The sequence below is a fragment of the Herbaspirillum sp. C7C2 genome, assembly GCF_022627865.1.
Lineage (GTDB): Bacteria > Pseudomonadota > Gammaproteobacteria > Burkholderiales > Burkholderiaceae_D > Herbaspirillum > Herbaspirillum frisingense.
In genome coordinates, this window is record NZ_JABXGI010000008.1 from 140,181 (window position 1) to 160,928 (window position 20,748).

Here is a 20,748-nt window from a genome sequence, read left to right on the forward strand (position 1 = left end):
CTGAGCGCACTCGCCGGTTATGAAGCATCGCCCATCAATAAGCGTTGTCGCGCTTCACTACCATGCGTACGGTCTGGAAGATGATCCACAGATCGAATACCAGCGACCAGCGACGCAGGTACTCCAGATCGAACTCGATACGGGCTTTCATCTTGTCCAGTGTCTCGGTCTCGCCGCGCAGGCCATTGACCTGGGCCCAGCCGGTGATGCCCGGCTTGACCTTGTGGCGCAGCATGTAGCCCTTGATCTGCTTGCGATACAGCTCGTTGTGGGCCACCGCATGTGGACGTGGTCCGACAATGCTCATACGACCTTGCAGGACGTTGAAGAACTGGGGCAATTCATCAAGGGAGCTGGAGCGCAGGAAGCCGCCGATCTTGGTCAGACGCATATCCCCTTTGGTGGCCTGCGTGACCTTGCCGCCGTCTTCCATCACCGTCATCGAACGGAATTTGTAGACCACGATTTCTTCGCCATCCAGGCCGTAACGGCGCTGCTTGAAGATGATCGGACCCGGCGAGGTAAGCTTGACGCAGATGGCAATGACCATCATCACTGGCAACAACATGAGCAGAATGGCAGAGGCCAGAATCACGTCGCTCACGCGCTTGACCAGATTGTTGGTTCCGGTAAAGGGTGTTTCGCAGATCGCCATCACCGCCATCCCGCCCACATAGTCGAAGCGGGCCTGGATCAGGTTGAAGATGTAGATGTCCGGAATGAAATAGATCGATGCGGTTGTGTCCTGCAATTCGTCGATCATCTGCAGCACGCGCGGCTGGGCGGAGATCGGCATGCTGATGTAGACCATGTTGATGTTGTTCTGACGTACGTAGGCAGCCACGTCCGACATCTTCCCGTGCAGCGGTGTAAAGGTGCCGACCGGCTGGCGGTTCAACTCGCGGTCATCGAAGAAGCCCATGAGCTTGATCATCAGGGAGGGATACTTCTCCATGCGGTCTGCCAGCTTCAGCGCAGCCGGATTGACACCAATGATGATAGCCTTGCGTACCTCGCCCTTGGTATGCAGGTCGCGCAGGACGCGTGATTGCACATGCTGCGAAATGATCAGACCGATGGGCGTGCTGACCACCCAGAAGAAGATCGCACGCATCGAGAAGCTTTGGTAGAACTCGCAGATATAGGCCACCAGGACCAGCACCGCAGCCACTGCCATCCAGTCCAGCACCGGTGCCAGCACGGAGGGGCCTTTGGGATTGCGGCGCAAGCGACGCTGATGTAATTCGGTGAAGAAATAAGACGAGAGGAAAAAGGCCATGATGGCCAGCACCCAATAATCGCCAGTAAAGGTGTGACCATGCAGGCGGACCAGAACCCACAGGTAGGCCACGATCAGCGCAGGCTCGACAAAGCGCTTGAACACCATGGTGATGGTATTAGGCTTGACGTTGACCAACGGCAGGCCATCATGCAGGTCACTCATTTTGGGGGCCTCAGAATTCATAGCGCGAAGTCAGGGAAATGCCGTTGGAGAGGTAGCTGAAGGTATTGATGTTCGACTGCAGGTTTTCTCGATAGATGGACAACATCAACGACAAGGACATGGTCGGCGAATAAGTCAGACTCAGGCTCGCCTTCTCATAGTTGTCCCGCCGATTCGTGGGTGTCACACCAGTCACGATTGAGGCACCGTTGTAGTTGCGCTTTTCATAATCGATCAAACCATCCACGCGCAATTTGGCCGTGGGTAAATAGGTCGTCGCAACGCTGACGCCATTGGTCAGCGCGAAATTCGCATCCACATCGTTCACGCCACCGATCTCACGCCAGAGATTGGCCTTGAAACTGGTCTTGCCAGTGGCCGCCCAGTCTGCAATCAGGCGAGCGTTGAATCCACGATAACCGGCATCAGCGGCTGAATTTCGCTCACGCTGGGTGATACCACCCAGAAACTGAAGTTTGGTCTTGCCGCTGTAAAGCCAGACAATCTTGGCCTTGTAGTCTTCCTGGCTGAACGAGTTATTGATCGTCCCGGTACTGACTACGGAGTCATACGGATAATTACCCGTGGTCTTACGCACCTGCACCCCTGCTATGCTGCCGCTGGCAGGGTTGTAATCCAGTCCGACTTCAGCCAGGTTCTGGGTAAAACTGTTTGCCTTCTGGGTACTCAGGTCATACGCCAAGCCAAACCGCGATGCCTGGACCCGCAACGTCCAATCGGGATGCAATTGCCATGCCAAGTTCGCATATTTCGTACTCATCGTGCGGATGTTCAGATCCAGCACCCGGTAGTTCTGGAAAGGTGTCAACGAACGCGAATACACATAACCGACGTTGCCCGAGAAACGCTCTCCCAGGGCCCAACCCCAGTCTGCTTTCAGATCACGCGCGTCGTTGTCGAACTGCCTGAAATAATCAAACGTGTTCTTGGTCGCACTCGCATCCAGATAGATGTGTTGGCGACTGAGATTCTTGTCGATACGGATCCCGGCCAGCCGGCTCTGCACGTTGTCCGACAATTTGGACGAACCGAGCGCTGCCTGGGCCGCCTCGGGACTATTCAAGCGCAACAGGTTATCGTCATGCAAATAGGTGTACTGCACATACGGAACAACCACCTGACCGGGGTCTGCCGCGTAGGCAAAAGGGCAGGTCACGGACACCAGCAGCGCACATACTTGCACCCGGGTCTTGCGCTTGCTGCTATTGCGAAACTGCCGTGGCATCACGAATCAGCGCCCTTTCTTTTTTTAGTTTTACTTTTAAAACAATGACAATTTTTTGCGTCCGAATTGCTGCATCGCAACACGAAAAAATTTAGAGTCAATCATGCATCATTTTTGATATTTAGGCAAAAATTTGTGCTGGAGATTGCCCTCCAGAAAACAATGCGGTAAGGATACGCACCCCTAGAATCGGGACAATCAGACAATGACGGATGCCTTTGTAGGACAAACGGGATATTTCAATTTTGATAACTATTGCGAGAAAAACCATAAACTATTTATATCGCGACGCAACAAAAACTGAACGTTTATCTCCTATCAAGCGTCACAGCGCTTTCGCAGCCCCCTTCTAGCGGATAAGATCCTCTCCGCACTGCCTTGCAAACCTCCTTGTCTTCCATGAATCTCTCCTGGCATACCATCACCTTCTTCGGCGACAGCGCCATTACCATCCCGGCTGCCTGCATCCTTGCGCTCTGGCTGGGCCTGAACAGGATGTGGCGTCCGATGTTGGCGTGGCTGCTCTGTTTTGGCACGGCAATGTTCATCGTCGTCGTCAGCAAGCTGTTGTTCATGGGGTGGGACATCGCCCCTCCCATGCTCAATTTCACTGGCTTCAGCGGCCATACCGCCTCCTCCAGTGCACTCTATCTGTCCATTGCGCTGGTGCTGACACAAGGTTGCAGCCGCCCTCGCCGCTCGCTGGTGCTCGCATTGACAGCACTGGCGGTCACTGCGATCGGCGTCTCACGCCTGATGATCAAGGTGCACTCTGAATCCGAGGTGTTGCTGGGCCTGCTGCTGGGCGCCAGCGCGGCCTGGGCGTTCAGCCTGTCGCTGCATCGCTCGCCCCCACCCTGGCGCCATCTCTTGCTGCCACTGGGCCTGGCAGCTGCGCTGCTGATGACCGGCTTCGACAAACCGGCACCCACACAGAGCTTCCTGCAGGAACTGGCCAAGAATCTGTCGGGGCGCCCGGAGGTCTATTTCCGTCACGAGCCGTTGTAAGCCTGCACTGCCGGCGCCCTGCCCTTCACCATGAAAAATGCCGTTCAGCAATCCGCTGAACGGCATGTCTTGCGCATCACGTCTATCTGCTAGGTGACTGCGACCCTCAGGCAGCCAGTGCCGCCGGCATCGGGACATTCCTGCGACGCAGCGCTGCCACGCCAATGACGATGGCCAGGCCGGACAGCATCATCAGATATTGCTCGGGCTCCGGGACCGGAGCCACGGCTGCCAGGTTGCCGGTGAAGGACTGCAGGTGCAGTTCGCCATTCTGGGTCAGGCTGTTGACGAAGACACCGCCCTCGATGTTCTGGTTATTGGTCAGGCTGGCATGCGTGGCCAGGATGGAGCCGCCAAACTGGTTGTTGATGGTGAGGCTGCTGGCGTTATAGAAATTCCAGACGATGGACTTGCCCAGCGACTGCGCTTGTCCGCCCAGGAAGTTGGCGCCGATCACGGCCGAACTCACGCTCGAATTGATGATGATGGTGCTGGCGCCATTGGCGGCGAAGGAAAATTCGCCGGCCGAGAACACCGAAGCGCTGGTCGTGTTATCCAGGTTGAAGACGGCCACACCCTTGGCATCGGCAACGGCATTGAAGGTCGCCTTGTTACCACTGAGCGAAACCGTGCTGTTGGCGACTGCGCTCTTGAGGGTGTTGGACAGCGCACCAAGCGTGCTACCGAAATTGGTGGAGCCCGCTGCATCGAAGTTGGTCTGCATCAGCGAGGATGGCGCGGACAGATGGCCGCCATTGAAATTGGTGCTGGTGCTGCCACCAACCACATAGGCCGGTCCGTTCAGATTGCTATTGGAGACGGAGCCGCCGATGTAGCTGGAGCCGGTGTTGACCGTGGAATTGACCAGCGAGCCGCCGATAGTCGAGCCCAGGCCGTTGACGTGGACGTTGGTCGCGGTACCCATGACCGTCAGGCCGGCATAGCTGGAGGCCGGAGTATCGCCGACATGTTGCACGTAATCGCCGCCGGTGAGCGAGCCGCCGATCCAGGCACGACCATCGACGTGCGAATTTGACGTCGCGCTGCCGAGCACGACCAGGTTGAATTGCTGGAGCGCCTCGGCGCCAGTAAGTGAGGTCGTGGCCGCCTGGGCGGCTTCGGACAGACCGAGCGACAACAACGGCGCGATGGCAAACGTGGCCAGGACCGACTTGGAACGGACAAGCATGAAACCCCCGATTCAATGAAGTGACGCCCGGTCAGATCTCCCAACTGGCGCAGGCAAGAATTGATCGCGGCAAACACCGCGTAAATTCACACAAATAGTTGTAAATTTTTTATCAATTCTAAGGGTTTAGTTGTCACTTGATCAAGTAGGAAGATGAAGTATCGCGTCCTTGTGAAAATTTTGCCACATTAACAATAATCAAGTTTCCCACCGCATGGAAGCGGAGTGGTCAACGCAAGGTTCTGGACATGTAGCGAGCGCCAACTCCATAGCTGTAGATTGCATCGGCCGCTTGCAGATGGGCTTGATCATCGCTCTCGAATCCGGCATTGCGCCAGTAGTCTCCCGAATCATGAACGGCCACCAATGTGGCGCGCTGCAGACCAATGGCGCGACCAAGCTGGCAGATTTCCTCCACCAACGCGCGCCCCAGCCCCGAACCGCGGGCTTGCGGCAACAAGGCGACGTCATGCAGATGCAGGCAGTCCGCCCGCTCTTCGAGCTCCAGCAGCAAGCGGTTCAAGGCGGGAGGTTGACCATGGCGGGTCGGATGCATGAAGGCATAACCGATGACTTCCTCGGTACCGGCTGGCGTCATGTGGGCGGCGATGCGGCAGCCTTGCGGAAACAAGGCCAGTCGTTCGGCAAAGACTTCGCGGGCCTCATAGTAACCGGCGTGAACCAGCGCTGCGATCTCCATCACATGCGACAAGTCGTCCGCCTTCATCGCACGCCATTGGTAATGGGTCATGATTGATCTCCCTTGCCATCGGTATCCTCGCGATGGCGGGCCTGAAAGGAAACGCGCCGCACGGTGGTCGATAAAGACCAGCGTGCGGCGCGTTGAATTGCAATGTCAGTCGGAACCGGGATAAGGCTATTGCCGAAGGCAGGACACCCCGATACGAATAGCGTCGCCCATCAGGCTGCCGCACCCGGCTTGAGCGTCTCCAGAACCGCCTGCAGCTCGGCACGCAGGCTGTCGATGGCGGCCTCGTCCAGACTGATGGCGGGCGGTTGCGGCTCTTCCGGTTGTTCGACCTCATGGGTACCATCGAGCTTGTTGCGGGCGCCACTGATGGTGAAGCCCTGCTCGTAGAGCAGTTCACGGATACGACGGATCAGCAGCACTTCATGATGCTGGTAATAACGACGGTTGCCACGTCGCTTCACCGGCTTCAACTGGGTAAATTCCTGCTCCCAATAGCGCAACACATGCGGCTTGACGCCACACAGCTCGCTGACCTCACCTATCGTGAAATAACGCTTGGCCGGGATGGGCGGCAGCACGATAGCCGCCGGCTTGTTGACACGATCGTTCATAGATTAGACGGACATTTCAACGGTGCTACCGCTGGAGAGTTCCACCATTTCCTTCAATTTCTGGCTGGCATGGAAGGTCACGACGCGGCGCGCCGTGATCGGGATTTCCTCGCCTGTCTTGGGATTGCGGCCAGGCCGTTGTGGCTTGTCGCGCAGCTGGAAATTACCGAAGCCGGAAAGCTTGACGGCCTCACCACGCTCAAGCGCGTTGCGTATCTCGTCGAAGAAGGTTTCCACCATGTCCTTGGCTTCGCGCTTGTTCAGACCGACCTGCTCGAACAAAAGTTCGGCCAGCTCGGCCTTGGTCAGCGTCGGCAGGTTCTTGTCGGCCTGCGAGCGTGCCTGCGATTCCATCACGGCACGATGCAGGTCGGCGTCCAGCACGGATTGAAATTCGTTCGAATTCACGTTGTTCATGGCGATGAATGACTGGGCCTCAACCGATTCCGGTCTGTAATTATTTTCGCTCTCGGACATCACGTCAGGCACGCAACCTGGCGCCAAGCCTGCTGCCCGCAGCGGCCACCAGCGCACTCACGGCAAGGTCGACCTTGTCATCCTGAAGGGTGTTTTGAGTATCTTGCAAGGTGCAGCGGAACGCAAGACTTTTTTCGTCGCTTTCCAGACCCTTGCCTTGATATTCATCAAATAAAACAAGGGCTTGCAAGATGGCGCATGCGGGGTTGGCCTCTTTCTCGGCAGCGAAAACATCGAGCAATTGCTGGGCGCCAATCGACTGCTTGACCACCAGTGCGATGTCACGGCTGACGGCCGGGAATTTGGAAATCTCGGTGTAGACCGGCAGGTCGCGCTGCTGCAGCGCATCGGCATCGACTTCGAAGACCACCGGTGCCAACGGCAGCTCGTACTTCTGCTGCCACTTCGGATGCAGCTCGCCGATCACGCCGATGACCTGCTCGCCCAGCAGCACGTGGGCGGTACGGCCGGGGTGCAGCGCTGGGTGTTCTGCCTTCACGAAACGCAGGGTGCGCGGTGCGAACAAGGCTTCCAGATCGGCCTTGACGTCGAAGTAATCGACGTTGCGGCTGGACTGGCCCCATTGTTCCTCGGCCACCGGGCCGTAGGCCAGCGCGGCCACGCGCTTGGGCTGCTCGAAACCGGCCACTGACAGCGGGCCATCGGCAATATCGGCATTCTTGCGGAAGACGGCACCGGCTTCGAAGACGCGGATGCGCGACGCCTTGCGGTTGACGTTGTAGCGCGCATTGGCCACCAGCCCGGCGATCAGCGAAGAGCGCATGACGCTCATCTGGCTGGCAATGGGGTTGAGCAGCTTGATCGGATCGGCGTTGCCGCCGAATTCGGCTTCCCAGGCGCTATCGACGAAGCTGAAATTGACCACTTCCTGGTAGTCCTGGTCCGCCAGCAGACGGCGGATGGCGAACAGCGAGCGGGTGTTCTCGGGCGCGAGGCGCATGGCATTGGCGGCCACCGGCGGCAGCGCCGGGATGTTCTCGAAGCCGTAGACGCGCGCGACTTCCTCAATCAGGTCTTCCTCGATCTCGATGTCGAAGCGATAGGACGGCGGCGTGACCGAGAACAGGCCAGGCTGATAGTCGAAGGACAGGCCCAGGCGCTTGAAGATGTCCGAGACCATCTCATCGGTGATCTCCACGCCGATCACCTTGGCTGCACGCGCAGTGCGCAGCGCGACAGGCTCGCGCTTGGGCAGGTTGACGATCTGGTCGTCGATGGGGCCGACGCGGGTGTCGCTGGTGCCGCAGATTTCGAGCAGCAGCGCAGTAATGCGTTCGATGTGATCGACCACGGTGGCGAAGTCGACACCACGTTCGAAGCGATGCGCCGCATCGGTGGAGAAGTTGTAGCGACGTGCCCGGCCCTGGATCGCCTGCGGGAACCAGAAGGCGGCTTCCAGGTAGATGTTGCTGGTCTCCAGCGAGACTGCAGTGGCGTCGCCGCCCATGATACCGGCCAGGGATTCGATTTCCTTGTCGTCGGAGATCACGCCCACCCACTCATCGACTTCCACGGTATTGCCGTTGAGGAGCTTGAGCGACTCGCCCTTGCGCCCCCAGCGCACATCCAGGCCGCCATGGATCTTGTCCAGGTCGAACACGTGCGAGGGACGACCCAGCTCCAGCATCACGTAGTTGGAGATATCCACCAGTGCAGAAATCGAGCGCTGGCCACTGCGCTCCAGGCGCTGCTTCATCCATTGCGGCGTGGCTGCCTTGGCATTGAGGCCACGGATGACGCGGCCGGCGAAACGGCCGCACAACTCAGGCGCGGAAATGCGCACGGGCAGTTTCTCGTCGAGATTGACCGCCGCCGCCTGATACACAGGCGCCTTCAGGGGGGTTCCGGTCAGGGCCGACACTTCACGCGCCACGCCCAGCACCGACAGGCAGTCCGCCTTGTTGGGGGTGAGCTTGATGGTGAACTTCAGATCGTTCAATTGCAGGTAGTCGCGGAAATTCTGGCCCACCGGTGCATCGTCTGGCAGTTCCAGCAGGCCGCCGTGATCTTCCGACAGTTTCAGTTCGCGCGCGGAGCACAGCATGCCCTGCGATTCCACGCCGCGCAGCTTGCCGACCTTGATTTCGAAGGGCTTGCCATCGGCGCCCGGGGGCAGCACCGCGCCTACCATCGCGCAAGGCACCTTCAGGCCGGCACGCACGTTGGGCGCGCCGCAGACGATGTTGAGGATGGTGCCGGTGTGCACGTTGACGCGGCATACGTTCAGGCGATCCGCATCCGGGTGCTTGGTCACTTCCAGCACTTCACCCACCACCACATTGGTGAAGGGGGGCGCGACCGGTTCGACTTCCTCGACTTCCAGGCCGGACATGGTCAGCAGATGCGACAGTTCATCCGAGGTCATGGTCGGATTGACCATGGTACGCAGCCAGTTTTCAGAGAATTGCATGATTCAGACTTTCAGCTATCAGCCAGAGGCGCGTCGCGACATGGCGCGGCGCCCTTCTTGATCGGATTAATTGAATTGCTTCAGGAAGCGCAGGTCGCCTTCGTAGAACAGGCGCAGGTCATTGATGCCATAGCGCAGCATGGTCAGGCGCTCAAGGCCGGAGCCGAACGCGAAACCGATGTACTGCTCGGGGTCCAGCCCCATGTTGCGCACCACGGTGGGATGCACCTGGCCGGCACCGGAGACTTCCAGCCAGCGCCCCTTGAGGGGGCCGCTGCCGAAGGCGATGTCGATCTCGGCCGAGGGTTCGGTGAAGGGGAAATAGGAAGGACGGAAACGTACCTGCAGGTCGTCGGTCTCGAAGAAGGCCTTGACGAAGTTGAGGTACACGCCCTTCAAGTCGGCGAAGCTGATGTCCTCGGCGATCCACAGGCCTTCGACCTGGTGGAACATCGGCGAGTGCGTGGCATCGCTGTCCACGCGGTAGGTGCGGCCCGGCGCGATCACCTTGATCGGCGGCTTGTTCATGCGGGCGTAGCGCACCTGCATCGGGCTGGTGTGGGTACGCAGCAGCAGGGGCTTGCCCTGGGTGTCGTGACCTTCGATGTAGAAGGTGTCCTGCATCGAGCGCGCCGGATGGTTCTCGGGGCTGTTCAATGCGGTGAAATTGGTCCAGTCGGTCTCGATCTCGGGACCGTCGGCGACATCGAAGCCGATGGAACGGAAGATTTCCTCGACGCGCTGCCAGGAGCGCATCACCGGATGGATACCACCCACGCCGCGACCACGACCAGGCAGGGTGACGTCGATGGCTTCCGCATTCAGGCGCGCCTGCATCTGGGCATTGGCCAGAGCATCGCGGCGTGCGGTCAGTGCGTTTTCGATCTGTTCCTTGGCGACGTTGATGATCGCCCCTTGTACCTTGCGCTCTTCCGGCGCCAGCTTGCCCAGCCCCTTCATCTGCTCGGTGATCTGACCGGTCTTGCCGAGGTACTTGGCCTTGGCGTTTTCCAGTGCGGCGGCGTCCGGCGCGGCGGCGAAATCAGCCTGCGCCTGCGTGACCAGTTGGCCCAGGAGTTGGTCTAGGGGATTCATGCGGTAAGTCTCGCTCCAATCGAAAATCCGACGACGAAGTCGAAAAGGAAAAAAATCCACGAAACCGTGGATCAAAAACATACGGGGCATCGGTGTGACACCTCTGCCCCGCAGGATTTTGCAGCGCCGGCTGCTCGTCTGACTTGCGTCGTGGATGTTGCAGCCGGCTACCGCACATGCGCTGTCGATTTAGGCGGCAGCGATGTTGGCCTTCACCTGGTTGACGATGGCAGCGAATGCAGCCTTGTCGGTGACAGCCATATCGGCCAGGACCTTACGATCCAGTTCGATCGCAGCCTTCTTCAGGCCGTTCATGAACACGCTGTAGGTCACGCCGTGCGAACGCGCAGCGGCGTTGATACGGGCGATCCACAGTGCGCGGAACACGCGCTTCTTGTTACGACGGTCACGGTACGCGTACTGACCAGCACGCATGACTGCTTGCTTGGCGATACGGTAGACGTTTTTGCGACGGCCGCGGTAACCCTTGGCGAGTGCGAGGACTTTCTTGTGGCGGGCACGTGCTGTTACCCCACGTTTGACTCTAGGCATAGTAGCTCCTTAGTGTAGGTGAGGTTAAGCGAACGGCAGCATTGCGCGAACGGAATTCAGGTTCGTCTCATGGACGCCCTCGGTACCGCGCAGTTGACGCTTGTTCTTGGTGGTCTTCTTGGTGAGGATGTGACGCTTGAAGGCTTGACCGCGCTTGACGGTACCGCCCGGGCGCACGCGAAAACGTTTCTTCGCGCTGCTCTTCGATTTCATCTTAGGCATAGCAACTCTGTCCTTCCGGACAGCTCCATTTTTTGATGATTGCAGGTGGCAGCAAATACTCGCTGCTCTTTGATGCCTGCTCTCACTTATTTGACAGCGGGTAATCCCGCTGCTTTTGCCTGGCACAGTCGCCTGCGCCCTGCAAATCCTTTGTCGGCCCTACGCTGCCGCGGCTTTCGCGGCATGGACGACACCGGAGAGATGTCGTCCTGATACGGCTAACTGCTTAAAACTGAACAACAGAAAAAGATTTACTTCTTTTTCTTCGGCGCCAGCACCATGATCATCTGGCGGCCTTCCATCTTGGGAAACTGCTCGACCTGGCCGTAAGGTTCCAGGTCTGCCTTCAGACGCTCCAGCACACGCATGCCGATTTCCTGGTGAGCCATTTCACGGCCGCGGAAACGCAACGTGATCTTGGTCTTGTCACCGTCTTCCAGGAACTTGGTGAGGTTGCGCAGCTTGATGTTGTAATCGCCATCATCGGTACCCGGGCGGAACTTGACTTCCTTGACCTGGATGACCTTCTGCTTGAGCTTGGCCTCGTGCGCCTTCTTCTGCTCCTGGTACTTGAACTTGCCGTAGTCCATCAGGCGGCAGACGGGAGGTTGCGCGGTCGGCGCAATCTCGACCAGATCGACTTCAGCCTCCTCGGAAAGACGTAAGGCTTCAGCCAGGCTGACGATGCCCAGAGGCTCGTTTTCAACACCCGAAAGGCGTACTTCCGGCGCAGTGATCTCGCGGTTGAGGCGATGCGACTTGTCAGTAGCTATTGCAGTTTCCTTTTAAAATCCAATAAATTAAGCCGTGCTCTTGCGCTGGGAGGAAGCCCTAGGCTTCCCCGACTCAGGCTTTGGCGGCAACCTCATCCTTGAGGCGCTCCACCAAGGTGTCGATGGACATCACGCCCAGATCGACATTGCCCCGCGCACGCACGGCCACAGTGTTTGCATCCCGTTCTTTATCGCCGACAACCAAGATATAGGGCGGCTTCTGAATAGAATGCTGCCGTATTTTATAGGTAATCTTTTCGTTGCGCAAATCGGTCTCGACCCTAAACCCTTGTTTTTTCAGCGTTTGCGCAACGTTTTGCACATAATCCGCTTGCGCGTCGGAAATATTCAGGATGACAACTTGTGTTGGCGCCAGCCACAAAGGCATCGCGCCGGCGTGGTTTTCGATCAGGATGGCGATGAAACGCTCCAGCGAACCGACGATGGCCCGGTGCAACATCACTGGCACCTTACGGTTGTTGTCTTCAGTGACATACTCGGCGCCCAGACGGGCCGGCATGGAGAAGTCCACCTGCATGGTGCCGCATTGCCAGGAGCGACCGATGGAGTCCTTCAGGTGGTATTCGATCTTGGGACCATAGAAAGCGCCCTCTCCCGGCAGCTCTTCCCACTCCGAACCGGAGGCACGGATGGCTTCGCGCAGGGCGTTCTCGGCCTTGTCCCAGACTTCCTCGGCACCAATGCGCTTTTCCGGGCGCAGGGCAAGCTTCACCGCCACTTCCTTGAAACCGAAGCAATCGTAGACTTCGCGCACCACGCGGTTGAAGGCAGCCACTTCCTCCTGGATCTGGTCTTCGGTACAGAAAATGTGACCATCGTCCTGGGTGAAGCCGCGCACGCGCATCATCCCGTGCAGCGCGCCCGAGGGCTCATTGCGATGGCACTGACCGAATTCGCCGTAGCGCAGCGGCAGGTCGCGATAGCTGTGCAGACCGGAGTTGAAGATCTGGATGTGGCCCGGGCAGTTCATCGGCTTGAGCGCGTAGGCGCGGTTTTCCGACTCGGTCGTGAACATGTTTTCACGATAGTTTTCCCAGTGACCAGTCTTTTCCCACAGCGAGCGATCCAGGATCTGCGGCGCCTTCACTTCCTGATAGCCGTTGTCCTGGTAGACACGACGCATGTATTGCTCGACCTGCTGCCAGATAGTCCAGCCCTTGGGATGCCAGAAGATCAGGCCCGGCGCCTCATCCTGGAAGTGGAACAGGTCCAGCGCACGGCCCAGCTTGCGGTGATCGCGCTTTTCCGCCTCTTCCAGCATGTGCAGGTAGGCCTCCTGGTCTTCCTTCTTGGCCCAGGCGGTGCCATAGACCCGCTGCAGCATCTCGTTGTTGGAGTCCCCGCGCCAGTAGGCACCGGCCAGCTTCATCAGCTTGAATACCTTGAGCTTGCCGGTGGAAGGCACGTGCGGGCCGCGGCACAGATCGGTAAAGCTACCTTCGGTGTAGAGCGAGACATCCTCGTTCTGCGGAATGGAAGCGATGATCTCGGCCTTGTAGGCTTCGCCGATGGACTTGAAGTAGGCCACCGCTTCGTCGCGAGGCAGCACCTTGCGGGTCACCGGCTCATCCTTCTTGGCCAGCTCCGCCATCTTCTTTTCGATGGCCTGCAGGTCTTCCGGAGTGAAGGGACGCTTGTACGAGAAGTCGTAGTAGAAACCGTTGTCGATGACCGGGCCGATGGTGACCTGGGCGTCCGGGAACAACTCCTTGACCGCGTAAGCCAGCAAGTGGGCGGTGGAGTGACGGATCACCTCCAGGCCATCGGGATCCTTGTCGGTGATGATGGCCAGCTCGGCATCCTTGTCGATCAGGTAGGAAGTATCGACCAGCTTGCCGTCGACGCGGCCAGCCAGGGCCGCCTTGGCCAGACCGGTGCCGATGTTGGCAGCAACCTGCGCTACCGTGACCGGGTTGTCGAACTGGCGTTGCGAACCATCGGGAAGACGAACTGAAACCATTGTGCACTCCATGTCGGCAGCGTGACTGCCTTGCCTATTGAGGGTAAAAGAGGGTCGCCAAGGAAAATGGCGAAAAGACGGACGAAAAAAAACGCGGACCAGCCGCGCTTTTTCAAAGGACGAAAAAGAACCCGACTAGCGTCGCGTGAAAACCTCGGTGGTAGTTCGCGGTGTCATAACCGGATTGCCTTTCTCACTCTTACAGATTGGGATGAATCGATATTCGGGAGGCTACCACTGACAGGTGACCTCGACCGTAGATGGCTATTATAGCAAATTCCCTCGACCATCGACACAACTTACCCTTGCCACAGCGTACGCAGAGGGGCGCCACCGTGCTAGCATCCAAGTCCATAGAGGGAGGCCAGCATCATGTCGGACCAGAAAAATCACACCGAGCACCAGACCGTGATCAACAACCGGGAATACACCCTGCAGAGTCGCACCGTGGAACTGGAGAACGGCGAGCGCCATGAGGAGTACCGCGTACTACTTGACGGAGATATCATCAAATCCTGGACGCGCGGCGATGTGGCCCGCTACTTCGGCCTGGCCTGAGTCCCGCCCCTCCATCCTCCGCACCAAAAACAAAAACGGCATCCGCAGATGCCGTTTTTTGCTCACCGACCACCCACCAGCCTCAGGCCTTGGCCAGACTGGCGCGTCGCGCCAGGATCTTCTCGATCTTGTCCTTCAGCGTCGCCGCATTGAAGGGCTTGACGATATAACCATCGGCTCCCGACTGCGCGGCCTCGACAATGTTTTCCTTCTTGGCTTCGGCCGTGATCATCAGCACCGGCAGATGCGCCATGGACGGCGTGGCGCGAATCTTCTTGAGCAGCGTCAGGCCGTCCATGCCGGGCATGTTCCAGTCGGTCAACACGAACGTGATCGGCATGGCACCTGCTTCCAGGATTTTCAGGGCCGACGTACCGTCGTCAGCCTCCGCCATCTTGGTGTATTCAAGTTCCTTCAGCAGGCCGCTGACAATACGACGCATCGTCGAAAAGTCATCAACCACGAGGAAATACTGATCATCTGCTGCCATAGGAAAATTCGTTCATCCGTAGAGAATATGAGTTTGAGGAGCAAACTCACAAAAAATTCGACGCAAGTGTAAAGCATTTTTAGATGCTTTCGCGAAACATATGTCACGCAAACACGTAAAAACACCCCTCTTCCGCCCTGCTACGCCCAAACAGCGGAACAGCCTTGCCTCAGATCTCCCGCACCATGGGAAAGAAAGACGGGAACAATGGGAGATCTCAATGTGGGGCCACAAAACAAAAAAGGAAGCCGCCGATGCGCTTCCTTTTGCGTTTTTATCTTCGCCAACCCACCCGCACAACACTGCAACGGAAGAATTGGTAGGCACGATTGGACTCGAACCAACGACCCCTACCATGTCAAGGTAGTGCTCTAACCAGCTGAGCTACGCGCCTAACGAAGAAGCGAGAGTATAGGAGGCTTTTCAAAATTTGCCAAGAGGTAAATGATGAAAAATTAAAATAATTTCCATACCTCCTGCCACCCCCTACCCCGCAATCCTTCCCTGCTCGCCCTCCCCTATTGTCGCTTGGCCTCGATCACACCCTTCACATCGCGGATCACCGTCAGGGCTTTCTGCAATTGTTCGGTCGAACCGATCTCGGCGGTAAAGGCCATGCGTGCATGCCCCTTCACGCTTTGCGTGCTCACCCCGATCACATTGATCTTGTCTCGCAGGAAGATATCGGAGATATCGCGCAGCAGACCCTGACGATCACTGGCCAGCACGAAGATATCGACCGGATAGACCGTATCCCGCGCCGGGGCACCCCAGGTGGTCTGGATCACCCGCTCGGGCGCATGCGAGGCCATCTCGGCGAAATTCTTGCAGTTCACCCGATGGATCGACACTCCCTTGCCGCGCGTGACGAAGCCGGCAATCACATCCGGCGGCGCTGGCTTGCAGCAGCGCGCCAGTTGCGTCAGCAAACCATCGGTGCCGACCACCAGCACGCCGGACTTGGCACCCTGCACGATGCTGGAGGCGCGACTCTTGCGGGTAATCAGCGCCTCGTCGTCGATCTCGGGCTTCTTGTCCTGGCCTTCATGCAAAGCCTGCTCGACATGACGCAGGCTGAACTCTTCCTTGGCCAACGACAGGCACAGGTCGTCCACCTTGGCAAAGCCCAGCTTCTGCGCCAGCTCTTCCAGGTTGACAGCCGTCTTGCCCTCGCGCTGCAGGGTCTTTTCCAGCAGGCCGCGACCGACCGACAGGGTCTCCTGCTGCTCGATGGCATTGAACCAGGCGCGGATCTTGGACCGGGTGCGTGAGCTGGCAGCATAACCGGGGCTCAGCCAGTCGCGCGACGGCCCGACACCGGCGCCGCTCTTGGCCGTGATGATCTCCACCGTCTGACCATTCTTGAGCACCGTATTCAACGGCACCATGACCCCGTCTACGCGGGCGCCGCGGCAGCGATGGCCGACATCGCTGTGCAGGTGATAGGCGAAGTCGATCGGCGTGGCGCCGCTGGGCAGCTCGATCACCCTCGCCTGCGGCGTGAGCACGTAGATGCGCTCATCCAGCGTGGCCGACTTGAGCTTTTGCACCCAGTCACGGCGAACCTCTTCCTGATCCACGACGGCGTCGGTGACTTCATTTTTCCAGGCCAGAAGCTGACGCAACCAGGCAATCTTCTCGTCGTATTTCTGTGCCGAGAAATTGGAGCCGCCGCTTTCCTTGTAACGCCAGTGGGCCGCCACCCCGTACTCGGCGAAGTGATGCATCTCGTGCGTGCGGATCTGCACTTCCAGGGCGCGACCGTCCTCGGCCAACACCACCGTGTGCAGGGACTGGTAGCCGTTCTGCTTGGGACGGGAGATGTAGTCGTCGAACTCTTCGGGAATCGGCGTCCAGATATCGTGCACGATGCCCAGCACTGCATAGCAGGTCTTGATGTCGTCGACGATGACACGGAAGGCGCGCACATCATAGAGCTCGGAAAAGTCGATCGACTTGCCGCGCATCTTGTTCCAGATGCTATAGATGTGCTTGGGCCGGCCACTGACCTCGGCCCGGATATCCTGGGCCGCCATTTCCGAGCGCAGGCGCGCAATCGCGCTGGCCACGAAGGCCTCGCGCTCCAGGCGCTTTTCTTCCAGCATCTTGGCGATGCGCTTGTAGGTCTGCGGCTCCAGGAAGCGGAACGACAGATCCTCCAGCTCCCACTTCAGCTGCCAGATGCCCAGGCGGTTGGCCAGCGGCGCATAGAGGTCGAAGGTCTGTCGCGCATACTGGGCGCTGGCCTCGTTCTCCTGCTTGGTTTCGGCAAAGTAGCGCAAGGTCGCCACGCGGGAGGCCAGGCGTACCAGCACCGCCCGCATGTCGGTGGCCATGGCCAGGAGCATCTTGCGCAGTGTTTCCACCTGGGCAGCCGCCTGCTGGGCGGCGTTCTTGCCGCGCAGGACCTCCTGGTTCTGCGGCTGGAAGCTGAGGCTATGGAAGCGCATCAACTGACGCACATTACCCACCAGCTCGGCGATCTCCTTGCCGAAGCGCTCTTCCAGCTTCTCTTCCAGCTCCGGATGCAGCATCTGCGCCTCAAAGGCCAGTCCGGCGATGCGGGTGGCCGCATCGACATTGAGCGCCGTCAGCACGGTGGCCACGGAAACCGCGAATTGCAAGGCGTTCTGCCCGGACAGGATCTGCCTGTCGGCATACAACGGTTCGAGCTCGGCCAGCGCCTGCTCGACCCGCGTCACATCCTCGGGGGCGAGGCCGGCGGTGATCGCCGCCAGGCCTTCGCCCTGTGTACTTGCTACCGAAACCATAAACGATTACTTCTGTGCGGCGACGATGATGATTTCCACCAGCAGTTCAGGACGGGCCAGCTTGGCTTCGACGGTGGCGCGCGGCGGCGCGTTGCCGGGGGCGACCCATTCGTCCCAGACCGAATTCATGCCAGCAAAATCCTTCACATCGGACAGGAAAATCTGGCACGACAGGATCTTGGTCTTGTCGCTGCCGGCCTCGGCCAGCAGACGGTCGATATGACCCAGTACTTCACGCGTCTGGCCTTCGATGTTCTGGGTGGCGTCTTCGGCGATCTGGCCGGCCAGGTAGACGGTGCCGTTGTGGATGGCCACTTCGGAGAGGCGCTTGCCGACGTGCAGGCGTTGAATGGGCATGGGATTTTCCTTATAGGTAAGCCGGCTCAGCAGCAACCGGCACATGACAAAAATTTACCGGATTGAACGTTCAACCCAGCAGGAACTGACGCGCCACCTCGATTTGCGGGGCATGCATGAAGGTCGGCGCATGACCGACCTCGGGGAATTCCACCAGCCTGGCCTGGGGGCCACGACGGGTCATCTCCTGCGCCACTTCGGGCAGCAGCAGATCGGACTGGGCGCCGCGCACCAGCAGCGTCGGGCAAGTGATGGCGTCATAGGCAGCCCACAGCATCTGCTCGGCGGCACTGGCCGCTTCCGGCGTGGTCAGCTTGAACGGCACCGCCAGCGCCAGATCGTAATGGCGCACCCATTTGCCATCCTCGTTCTGACGCAGCACATCCCTGGCCAGCTTGTGCCACTCCTCATCACTATGATGGCCAAAGCTGGCCGAGATGGTACGAATGTACTGCGCAGCTTCCTCGAAACTGTCGAAACGCACATCCTGGCCGATGTAATCGCCGATGCGCGCCAGCGCCGCGCCATTGATGGAGGGGCCGATATCGTTGAGCACCAGGCGCCGGATCGGATTACCCGGCAGCGACGCCAGTGCCATGCCGATCAGTCCGCCCATCGAAGTGCCGAACCAGTCCACGATCTCGGCATCGGCCCGTGCCAGCAGGGTGACCATGTCGCTGACGTATTGCGGCACCGTATAGAACTGCGGATTGGCCAGGCGCCCGGAGCGCCCGCGACCGACCACGTCGGGGCAGATCACGCGATAGGTATCGCAGAGCTCACGGGCCATGCGGTCGAAATCGTCGGAGACCCGGGTCACCCCGTGCACACACACCAGCACATTGGGATTGCGGGCATCGCCCCATTCCTTGTAGGCCATGGTATGCAGCCCGGCGGGCGAAATGCATTGCACTGTCTTGACTACGGCTTCAGTCATGATGACGGCTTTTCTGGTGAAAGAAGTCATCATTCTACTATCTCGAACCGGCTTCTCGTCCGGAAATGGCTCACTTCGTCCCCGGTGAAATGCTCTGGCACCTATCCGAATGGACGGGGTCGGCGTACCGGAAAGGCGCGCCCGGAAAACAGGGACTTTTCCTTAGGAAAAAATCCATATCGCAACATAAGTCGCTGCTATAATGCCTGCCTTTTCGGCGGCCATCGCCGACATCGCTGATGTCTTGGCGATCGTCACGACAGCGCAACTGGCGTGCATGCGCACTGACCGGCTGATGTCGCACCGGGGGTATGGTGAAATTGGTAGACACAAGGGACTTAAAATCCCTCGGCTGCAAGGCCTTGTCGGTTCGATTCCGACTACCCCCACCAGAGGTTCACAGCAACGCGGTTCAGCAATTACTGGCAGTGGACTGAACAGACGCCACCGCTCCCCACAAAATCCCGCCCTCCCATCGCCGGCCATGCGCCAAAGAATGGCAGTACCCACGGCGAGCCTGGCTTTTCTTTTCCGGTCGCGTCCGCCCCGAAAACATTTCCGTTCAGAAATTCGAGTTAATATAGGCAATTATTTTCCATTAAACGGGCCACCAGGAAAGAAAAACCGCCCGATCTCAACATGAATACCGCCGCCCCACCCTCGCCCACCCCACCTGAACTCCATGGGCAAGCCGAGGAGTCCCCGGCACTTCCGCCGATTTCTCCTTCAATGCCGTCAACGCCGTCGGTGGTGCCCATCATGGCTTACGCCGCACTGATCAGCGCGGGGATGATGTGCATCTGGATGCTTCTGCTGGGCCGCTACTACTGGAATGTCGCCACGTCGTCCCTGCCGTTCCCGGTCAGGTCACAGGCCATCATCGCGATCGTGTCCCTGACCCTTTGCCTAATCTACAACCCGCTGCTGGCATGGGGATTCCTGGCTGCGAAAAAGTGGGCGCGCCTCATCTTCTACGTCAGCCTGATCGTATTCCCGCTTCCGTTGCTGGCACCCATGGTGGCTTCGAACCTGAAATGGGCATATATCCTGGCCCTGTGCCCTTTCGTAGCCGGACTGCTCTACCTGATCACGCGCAAGGAGGTCACGCAGTATTTCAATCAGCCTCCCGTGCGTACCACGTCGTCGTACTCCCGCGCAGAAAAAATCAGGCGGGCGCTGCGCAGCAGCCTATACGTGGTCGCCGGCATCATCCTGGTACTGAGCTTTCATGGCATTGCCACTGGATTGGGACATTTCTATCCCCAGCTCCGCAGGATGGAAAACCTGAGCTTCCTGGCGCTGCCGGTCTTGCTGGTTGCCGAGGGACTGGGCGCATCACCTGGCGCCCTGGGTCGCTTGTTCAATTTAAGCGCCAGTCTGACGCTGGCCATGGGGCCGAGCGCCGTCTTGAATGGTTTGATTACCCTGCCGGGAACATCAGCGGCATATCAGCTTCATCAGAGAAACTGGGCATTGGGATTGGCGAGCTTGACGGCCATGCTGTACTACCTGAAGCGCCGCCAACGACGTCGGCCGCCAGCAGCCCCTGAAGGCAGCGAGCACTCTTGATGTCGGCATGATGTGTATGGAAGGAACGATGAGCCGATATGGCCTGCTCGGGCAAGCAGCCCCGCCGGTGCAGTCCGGCGCAAGATCAGCGCTTGAGCAACTCCAGCGCATCCTCGGCCACGCTGCGCAGATTGGTGATGGTGGCATTGAGGTCGGCCAGTTCAGCCGCGGTGGGCGGCTGATCCATGCCATTCTTGACCAGCGAAGCCTTGATGATCGTGGCAGCCATCTGCCACGCAGCCTTATTGTGTGCATCCACCAGTTCCCTCTGGATGCGCGCCAATTCCGCTTTCTGATTTTTATCCATTATCCTTGACGAGGCCGT

General features: G+C 58.8%; 20 protein-coding genes and 2 tRNA genes. 4 read left to right on the forward strand and 18 right to left on the reverse strand.

Annotated features, from left to right (window positions below):
• Positions 1 to 34 precede the first annotated feature (34 nt).
• Positions 35 to 1,444 (reverse strand): undecaprenyl-phosphate glucose phosphotransferase, encoded by a 1,410-nt coding sequence (locus HWE04_RS13410; RefSeq protein WP_241812685.1) that lies wholly within the window; start codon positions 1,442 to 1,444, stop codon positions 35 to 37.
• A gap of 10 nt (positions 1,445 to 1,454) precedes the next feature.
• Positions 1,455 to 2,690, reverse strand: coding sequence for an XrtB/PEP-CTERM-associated polysaccharide biosynthesis outer membrane protein EpsL (gene epsL / locus HWE04_RS13415; RefSeq protein ID WP_241812707.1), 1,236 nt, complete (start codon positions 2,688 to 2,690; stop codon positions 1,455 to 1,457).
• Between the two features lie 399 nt (positions 2,691 to 3,089).
• On the opposite strand from epsL, the gene HWE04_RS13420 reads away from it, so the two are divergent.
• The gene (locus HWE04_RS13420) at positions 3,090 to 3,698 is read left to right on the forward strand and encodes a phosphatase PAP2 family protein (RefSeq protein WP_241812708.1); all 609 of its coding nucleotides are present in this window, start codon (positions 3,090 to 3,092) and stop codon (positions 3,696 to 3,698) included.
• Positions 3,699 to 3,804: 106 nt separating this feature from the next.
• Here HWE04_RS13420 and HWE04_RS13425 read toward each other — a convergent pair whose 3' ends face one another.
• From HWE04_RS13425 to thrS, 10 genes are all read right to left on the reverse strand, one after another.
• On the reverse strand, positions 3,805 to 4,887 hold the full coding sequence (locus HWE04_RS13425) for a collagen-binding domain-containing protein (RefSeq protein WP_241812686.1): 1,083 nt from the start codon (positions 4,885 to 4,887) through the stop codon (positions 3,805 to 3,807).
• Between the two features lie 229 nt (positions 4,888 to 5,116).
• The gene (locus HWE04_RS13430) at positions 5,117 to 5,638 is read right to left on the reverse strand and encodes a GNAT family N-acetyltransferase (RefSeq protein WP_241812687.1); all 522 of its coding nucleotides are present in this window, start codon (positions 5,636 to 5,638) and stop codon (positions 5,117 to 5,119) included.
• Between the two features lie 170 nt (positions 5,639 to 5,808).
• Positions 5,809 to 6,210, reverse strand: a complete 402-nt coding sequence (locus HWE04_RS13435; RefSeq protein ID WP_006712697.1) for a MerR family transcriptional regulator — start codon at positions 6,208 to 6,210, stop codon at positions 5,809 to 5,811.
• A gap of 3 nt (positions 6,211 to 6,213) precedes the next feature.
• Positions 6,214 to 6,627: an integration host factor subunit alpha gene (locus tag HWE04_RS13440; RefSeq protein WP_077237224.1), complete on the reverse strand. Its 414-nt coding sequence runs from the start codon at positions 6,625 to 6,627 to the stop codon at positions 6,214 to 6,216.
• Positions 6,628 to 6,691: 64 nt separating this feature from the next.
• Positions 6,692 to 9,118, reverse strand: a complete 2,427-nt coding sequence (gene pheT, locus HWE04_RS13445; protein ID WP_241812688.1) for a phenylalanine--tRNA ligase subunit beta — start codon at positions 9,116 to 9,118, stop codon at positions 6,692 to 6,694.
• A 66-nt stretch (positions 9,119 to 9,184) separates the two neighbouring features.
• The gene (gene pheS, locus HWE04_RS13450) at positions 9,185 to 10,213 is read right to left on the reverse strand and encodes a phenylalanine--tRNA ligase subunit alpha (protein ID WP_006712692.1); all 1,029 of its coding nucleotides are present in this window, start codon (positions 10,211 to 10,213) and stop codon (positions 9,185 to 9,187) included.
• 189 nt (positions 10,214 to 10,402) lie between these two features.
• Positions 10,403 to 10,765: a 50S ribosomal protein L20 gene (gene rplT, locus HWE04_RS13455; RefSeq protein ID WP_006712690.1), complete on the reverse strand. Its 363-nt coding sequence runs from the start codon at positions 10,763 to 10,765 to the stop codon at positions 10,403 to 10,405.
• 24 nt (positions 10,766 to 10,789) lie between these two features.
• Positions 10,790 to 10,987, reverse strand: a complete 198-nt coding sequence (rpmI, locus tag HWE04_RS13460) for a 50S ribosomal protein L35 (RefSeq protein ID WP_006712688.1) — start codon at positions 10,985 to 10,987, stop codon at positions 10,790 to 10,792.
• Between the two features lie 251 nt (positions 10,988 to 11,238).
• Complete coding sequence (gene infC, locus HWE04_RS13465) at positions 11,239 to 11,760, reverse strand: translation initiation factor IF-3 (protein WP_077237003.1); 522 nt, start codon at positions 11,758 to 11,760, stop codon at positions 11,239 to 11,241.
• Positions 11,761 to 11,833: 73 nt separating this feature from the next.
• Complete coding sequence (thrS, locus tag HWE04_RS13470; protein WP_006712685.1) at positions 11,834 to 13,741, reverse strand: threonine--tRNA ligase; 1,908 nt, start codon at positions 13,739 to 13,741, stop codon at positions 11,834 to 11,836.
• A gap of 372 nt (positions 13,742 to 14,113) precedes the next feature.
• Here thrS and HWE04_RS13475 point away from each other — a divergent pair, with 372 nt between their 5' ends.
• Positions 14,114 to 14,299, forward strand: a complete 186-nt coding sequence (locus HWE04_RS13475; protein ID WP_241812689.1) for a hypothetical protein — start codon at positions 14,114 to 14,116, stop codon at positions 14,297 to 14,299.
• 82 nt (positions 14,300 to 14,381) lie between these two features.
• On the opposite strand, the gene HWE04_RS13480 is transcribed toward HWE04_RS13475, so the two are convergent.
• From HWE04_RS13480 to HWE04_RS13500, 5 genes are all read right to left on the reverse strand, one after another.
• On the reverse strand, positions 14,382 to 14,789 hold the full coding sequence (locus tag HWE04_RS13480; RefSeq protein ID WP_006712681.1) for a response regulator: 408 nt from the start codon (positions 14,787 to 14,789) through the stop codon (positions 14,382 to 14,384).
• Positions 14,790 to 15,106: 317 nt separating this feature from the next.
• Positions 15,107 to 15,183, reverse strand: a tRNA-Val gene (locus HWE04_RS13485).
• A gap of 124 nt (positions 15,184 to 15,307) precedes the next feature.
• Positions 15,308 to 17,560, reverse strand: coding sequence for a RelA/SpoT family protein (locus HWE04_RS13490; RefSeq protein WP_241812690.1), 2,253 nt, complete (start codon positions 17,558 to 17,560; stop codon positions 15,308 to 15,310).
• 6 nt (positions 17,561 to 17,566) lie between these two features.
• A complete protein-coding gene (locus HWE04_RS13495; RefSeq protein WP_006712677.1) occupies positions 17,567 to 17,917 on the reverse strand; it encodes a RidA family protein in 351 nt (116 codons plus the stop codon).
• 70 nt (positions 17,918 to 17,987) lie between these two features.
• Positions 17,988 to 18,854, reverse strand: coding sequence for an alpha/beta fold hydrolase (locus tag HWE04_RS13500; protein WP_234296350.1), 867 nt, complete (start codon positions 18,852 to 18,854; stop codon positions 17,988 to 17,990).
• 305 nt (positions 18,855 to 19,159) lie between these two features.
• Between HWE04_RS13500 and HWE04_RS13505 the strand changes: the two genes are divergently transcribed.
• Together HWE04_RS13505 and HWE04_RS13510 are read left to right on the forward strand one after the other, a co-directional pair.
• A tRNA-Leu gene (locus tag HWE04_RS13505) sits at positions 19,160 to 19,246 on the forward strand.
• A 247-nt stretch (positions 19,247 to 19,493) separates the two neighbouring features.
• Positions 19,494 to 20,423 carry a hypothetical protein gene (locus HWE04_RS13510; protein WP_241812691.1) on the forward strand — a complete coding sequence of 310 codons (930 nt, stop codon included), beginning with the start codon at positions 19,494 to 19,496 and terminating at the stop codon, positions 20,421 to 20,423.
• A gap of 85 nt (positions 20,424 to 20,508) precedes the next feature.
• Here HWE04_RS13510 and HWE04_RS13515 read toward each other — a convergent pair whose 3' ends face one another.
• Positions 20,509 to 20,652, reverse strand: a complete 144-nt coding sequence (locus HWE04_RS13515; RefSeq protein ID WP_233207655.1) for a hypothetical protein — start codon at positions 20,650 to 20,652, stop codon at positions 20,509 to 20,511.
• Positions 20,653 to 20,748 lie beyond the last annotated feature (96 nt).